We start from the raw sequence: 5,104 nt of genomic DNA on the forward strand, positions 1-5,104 counted from the left end.
AGCACCGTGCCGGGATAGCTCGCCAGCATCTCCTGAAGGACGTCGAGGGTTTCCAGATCGAGATCGTTGGTCGGCTCGTCCAGTACGAGGACGTGGAGGGATGCGCCAGCGCCACCGCGAGCATCAGCCGGCCCTGCTCTCCGCCCGACAGGGCCTTCACGGGCGTTCCGGCCTGTTCGGGTGCGAACAAGAAGTCCCGCATATAACTGATGACGTGACGCTCTTCGCCATTGATGATCACCGAATCGCCGCTGCCGTCAGTGAGCGTCGCGGAAACGCTTTGCTCCGGATCGAGCTTCTCGCGGCGTTGATCGAGGCTCGCCACTTCGAGATTGGTGCCGAGCTTCACGGTGCCGGCGTCGGGCTTCAACGAGCCCGTCAGCAGGTTGATGAGAGTCGTCTTGCCGGCGCCGTTCGGCCCAACAATGCCGACCCGGTTGCCGCGGGCTATTCTAATGCTGAAATCGCTGACCAGCTTCAGGTCGCCATAGCTCTTGGTGAGCCTGTGGGCTTCGATGACTTTCCGCCCAGCCTCACCGGCTTCATGCGCCGTCAGCTTCACGTCGGCTTGGATGCGGTTCTGCTTCGCCTGGACACGCGTACCGCGCAAGGAGAGCAGCCCTTCAAGCCGCCGCTGGTTGCGCTTTCGCCGTGCACTGACACCATAGCGCAGCCAATGCTCCTCACGCACGATCTGGCGGTTGAGCTTGTGGTGCGCGATCTGCTCCTCTTCGAGGATGCCGTCCCGCCACGCCTCGAAGACGCCGAACCCTTGCTCGAGCCGCCGCGTGGTGCCGCGGTCAAGCCACACCGTGGCCTGCGAAAGAGTCTCCAGAAATCGCCGGTCATGGCTGATCAGCACCAGTGCCGAGCGCGAGGTCTTCAGCACAGTTTCCAGTTCCTCGATGGCAACCACGTCCAAATGGTTGGTGGGCTCGTCCAACAGCAGAATGTCCGGGTCCGGCGCGAGCACCTGGGCCAACGCCGCGCGGCGCGTCTCGCCGCCTGACAGACGCGACGGGTCTTCCTCTCCCGTGAGGCCAAGGCTTTCCAGGAGATACCGCGCCCGGTGGGGATCATCGCCCGGGGAAAGTCCCGCCTCGACAAAGGCGCGCGTGGTCGTAAAGCGCGACAGGTCCGGGTCTTGCGCCAGATAGCGGATGGTCACGCCGGGCTGCACGAAACGGCTGCCGTGATCGGGCTCGATCTCGCCCGAGGCGATCTTGAGCAAAGTGGACTTTCCCGAGCCGTTCCGCCCCACCAGACACAGCCGCTCCGAGGGACCGATGGACAGAGTTGCCTCATCCAGCAGCGGCTTGCTGCCAAAGCTCAGCGAAATCTCTTTCAGCAGAAGAAGGGGCGGCGGGGCCATGCGCGGGTCTATTTCTCCACTCGTTTGGCCCGGTTTTAGGGGATACGAACCCTTCCCGCCAGCTTCGGCAAGGCGTGCGCCCGCGGCGAACGCGCGAACAACCCCTGGGGACAATCCTGCCTCCTGCCTGCTCTAGAGTTGCAGAATCCGCGGTAGGCAGCGACATTGGTACGCTCCCGGACCAAGGGCCCTAAGGCTCCAACGTTGGGAAGGATGCGGCATGAATACGTTACGTGGGATTTTGGCGGGCGCACTGTTGCTCGCGGCGGCGAGCATCTCTTCGGCCCAAGCGCAGGACTCCGGCAATCTCGCGCAGCAAGCGCAGAACCCGATCGCCAATCTGATTTCGGTCCCCTTCCAGAACAACACCAACTTCAATGTCGGACCGTTCGACAAAGAGCAGAACATCCTCAACATCCAGCCGGTCATCCCGTTCAAGCTGAACGAGGAATGGAACCTGGTCACGCGCTGGATCCTGCCGGTCGTGTATCAGCCGCCGGTGTACGAGGGTGACGAGAGCGATTTCGGTCTCGGCAATTTCAATCCGAGCTTCTTCTTCGTGAAGCAGATCAATCCGAAGCTCATGGTGGGCGCGGGGCCGACCCTTTATCTGCCCACGAACACGGACAGGAGTCTCGGTCCCGACAAATGGGGCGCAGGTCCCACGGCCGCCATCGTGTGGACGCCTGGCAAATGGGTGGTCGGCGCCCTCGTCAACAACATCTGGTCGTTCGCCGGCGACTCCAACGAGCCGGACGTGAACGCGTTCCTGCTCCAGTATTTCGTGAACTACAATTTGAAGCACGGCTGGTACCTCACCTCGGCGCCGATCATCACCGCCGATTGGAATGCGCCGGCCGATGACCAGTGGACGCTGCCGCTGGGCGGCGGCGTGGGCCGCGTGTTCAGTATCGGCCACCAGCCCGTGAACATGTCGCTGAGCGCCTACGACAATGTCATCACGCCGGAACAAGGGCCCGACTGGCAGCTGCGCTTCCAGGTGCAGCTGCTTTTTCCCACGGGAGGGTGATGTCGGCCATCGTCACGGGCTAGCCGCTGTCTTGGACCCGCCGCGCAAGACGCGGTAGGCCGATATTCACCCTTTTCCGCCAGGCTTCGCCGTGCTCGTGCCACGTTTTGGGCCATTGTGGCGCTTACGAGGGATGAACTTGGGGCACACATTGGATCTGCTCGTTGCCGGTATCGTTTTGGTACTCCTGTTCGTTGCGACCTATAGCCAGCGCAGGACCTGGGTCACGCTCGGCTCGACGGCGTTGTCCATGGTTTTGGTCGCCGGCTGTGTACTCTTTTCGACGGCCCAAGGCCCTAACCAGATCCACGAGGGCCTCGCCCAGCTGGCCAAAAAGCTCCCGGCCGGGTGGGACCGCCCTGCCCTGGAACTCGCCACCGCTCTGGAACAGGCCTCCACCTCGCTCGCAAGCCGGAAGGACGCTGGTCCCCGCGAACCGAAGCCGGTCTTGACCGCGACGGCCGCCGATTGGTTCTCCTGGGGGGCGTGGTTCAAGGCTGAGCAGGCAACAGAAGAGACAGCGGCGCCGAACCCCGAGGAAAAGGCCGAGCCGGTCGCAGTGCAGAGGTCCGCGCCGGAACCCGAGGTCGAACCCGTCGCGGACACAGGCTCCGCGCCGATCCAGTGGTTGCTCGATGCGCCCGCGGCAAGCGACACATTCATGCTCACCGGCGCCAATGTCTCCGATCAGCCCTTGGAAGACATCCGCGCGGTGCTCAAGCCGGATGCGGGTGGAGGTGCATTACCGCTGATGCTCACGGTCGCCGGGAAGGACAGCGCGGCGGTGCCGGCTGGCGCGCGCTTCGGCCTTGTGGCCGAAGCCCTGACCCCGGATGAGGTCAAACAGCTCGGCGGAGCGATCCTGTCCGTCGCCTATGCGCAAGGCGGCCGGCGCAAGACCTCGATCATGTATCTGACCCCGCCCATGCTGGCAGAACGTGTCGCGGGCGATGAGGAGCCCTCTTCGCCCGTCAGTGCTCGCTAGCCACCGGAGCGATCTCTTCGGCCTTCATGAGAAGATCGCGCAAGGACTGGCGGCAATAGGGCCGCAAGCCGCCGCCGCTCCGCCCCATGATCCGGAAGCCCTCGTCCCGGTCCGCCTCGGCCAGATCCAGCAAGTGGTCCTTGTCGATCGAAGCGTCCTTCTTGAGGTAGTAGCTCTCGATCTTGTCCATGGCCGCCTCGGCGGCGTCGGCCTCGGCCTCGGAGAGCTGTGCCTGCTCCTCGCACGCGACGACGATCTCGAACTGGGCGTAATAGTTCTTGAGCGAGGCCGAGAAGTTGCTGGCGAACGCGCCCGCCGACATCAACACCAAGCAAACGGCCAGACTCCACCCGCGCGCGCCAAGACGCATCTCTTGCCCCCTCGTTCTAAGCTGAGCTTGAAGCAGGCGTTGTTATACCAAACGCTGCGCCGCAGCAATTGTAACCGGGCAACACTCACAGCGGATTCTCGTTGATTTCCCGGGGCTCGGGCGGGCCATCCTTGCTTCGGGCGTACATATTCTCGTCCTTTTCCGGTCCCTTTTGAGGGTTAAGCATTCCGCTTGACAGTGATCGAAATGGCACGCTTTGAGAGCGTGCCCCCGGAGAAGTCCCATGCAGCACGCGCCCGCCTGGAAATCCGATTACGCGTTTCAGCCTCTCGAGGAGCCGGAATCGCATTTCGACGAATCGGAAGTTCCCGCCGACGCATCAGAGGCTTGGGGGCCAAATATTGCGACGCTGGTTGAGCGCTTCAACGAGCCGCCGAGCTCCGGGCCTGGCCGGGCACCTGCCGCTTCGCTGCTCCCGAGCGTGAGCCAGCCCAGACAAGATCTTGTCCCGCCGCGGCTGGAAGTCGGACCGGCGCGCGTGGCAGCGCGGGCGCGTTTCGGTGTGCCTCGCCTCAAAGAGCTCGGCCTGCCCCTCGGCACGCTGCTCCCGGGACTGGTCGGTCTCACCGTCGTGCCGCTGTCGTTTGTCTTCTTCCTGTGGTGGCAGGACACGGCACCGCAAGACCAGGAGCTGGTCCAGGAGCTGACCGTGACGAGCGCGCCCATCACGGCCGGCATGGCCGCGCCGGAGCAAGAGACGCGAGCGCCGCGCCGCGTCCCCGATGTAGCGCTCTCGTCGCCCGATCGCCTCGAGGCCGACGCCGGCAAGACGATCGCCTTCCCCATCGCCATCGACCAGGCCGAGGCGCTGCCGGAGCGCAGCCTCATTGCCGTCAGCGCGCTGCCCCAAGGCGCGTCGTTCTCCCAAGGCCGCCCCTACGGCGACACCGGCTGGAGCCTGCGCCCGGACGAGATCGCCGGCTTGCAGCTGCATGCCCGCGCAGAACGGCGTGGCGAATATGCGCGTCGAACTTATCTCCGGCGACGGCACCGTGCTGGCCCAGTCGACGACCGAACTGAGCATCACCCCGCCGCAAGTCGCCACGGCCGACCCCGCCCTGCCCGCGCCGCCGGTCGAGACTGCGCAGATGGAACAGACGGCGGGCGCGACCGCCGACGAGATCGCGCCGGCCGAAGCGCCAGCCGCCGAGACGGCGTCCGCCGCGCTGAAAGGCCCGATCGCGGAGACCGAGCCCGTACCGCAGCAGGCGGCCCTTCCCCCGGCGGCGAGCAAGCCCGACGTGACGGTGAACACCGTCAAGACCGTCGCCGTCGCGCCGCCGCGCGAGACGAAGCCGTATGACGGCGCGATGGCCTTGGGCTCGC

Annotated in this window: 4 protein-coding genes and 2 pseudogenes; 3 read left to right on the forward strand and 3 right to left on the reverse strand. The window is 65.0% G+C overall.

Going from position 1 to position 5,104, the window contains the following annotated elements; genetic code table 11:
• Positions 1-1,372: pseudogene (locus AUC71_RS11745) on the reverse strand (ABC-F family ATP-binding cassette domain-containing protein); the annotation flags it as partial.
• Positions 1,373-1,592: 220 nt separating this feature from the next.
• On the opposite strand from AUC71_RS11745, the gene AUC71_RS11750 reads away from it, so the two are divergent.
• Both AUC71_RS11750 and AUC71_RS11755 read left to right on the forward strand, forming a co-directional pair.
• Positions 1,593-2,402 (forward strand): transporter family protein, encoded by an 810-nt coding sequence (locus AUC71_RS11750; RefSeq protein WP_069624415.1) that lies wholly within the window; start codon positions 1,593-1,595, stop codon positions 2,400-2,402.
• Positions 2,403-2,541: 139 nt separating this feature from the next.
• On the forward strand, positions 2,542-3,387 hold the full coding sequence (locus tag AUC71_RS11755; protein WP_141701644.1) for a hypothetical protein: 846 nt from the start codon (positions 2,542-2,544) through the stop codon (positions 3,385-3,387).
• On the opposite strand, the gene AUC71_RS11760 is transcribed toward AUC71_RS11755, so the two are convergent.
• On the reverse strand, positions 3,374-3,757 hold the full coding sequence (locus tag AUC71_RS11760) for a hypothetical protein (RefSeq protein ID WP_141701645.1): 384 nt from the start codon (positions 3,755-3,757) through the stop codon (positions 3,374-3,376). The two genes, AUC71_RS11755 and AUC71_RS11760, sit on opposite strands and share 14 nt — an antisense overlap.
• Before the next feature lie 340 nt (positions 3,758-4,097).
• Positions 4,098-4,712 carry a hypothetical protein gene (locus AUC71_RS11765; RefSeq protein ID WP_069624418.1) on the reverse strand — a complete coding sequence of 205 codons (615 nt, stop codon included), beginning with the start codon at positions 4,710-4,712 and terminating at the stop codon, positions 4,098-4,100.
• Between the two features lie 16 nt (positions 4,713-4,728).
• Between AUC71_RS11765 and AUC71_RS11770 the strand changes: the two are divergent.
• Positions 4,729-5,104, forward strand: a pseudogene (locus AUC71_RS11770) (hypothetical protein); the annotation flags it as partial.

Source organism: Methyloceanibacter marginalis (assembly GCF_001723295.1).
GTDB lineage: Bacteria > Pseudomonadota > Alphaproteobacteria > Rhizobiales > Methyloligellaceae > Methyloceanibacter > Methyloceanibacter marginalis.

Bases quoted from the DNA above. Each gene is read 5' to 3' on its own strand.
- AUC71_RS11765 (WP_069624418.1), bottom strand. From the start codon at position 4,712: ATGCAGCTGCAAGCCGGCGATCTCGTCCGGGCGCAGGCTCCAGCCGGT.
- AUC71_RS11760 (WP_141701645.1), bottom strand. From the start codon at position 3,757: ATGCGTCTTGGCGCGCGCGGGTGGAGTCTGGCCGTTTGCTTGGTGTTG.
- AUC71_RS11750 (WP_069624415.1), top strand. From the start codon at position 1,593: ATGAATACGTTACGTGGGATTTTGGCGGGCGCACTGTTGCTCGCGGCG.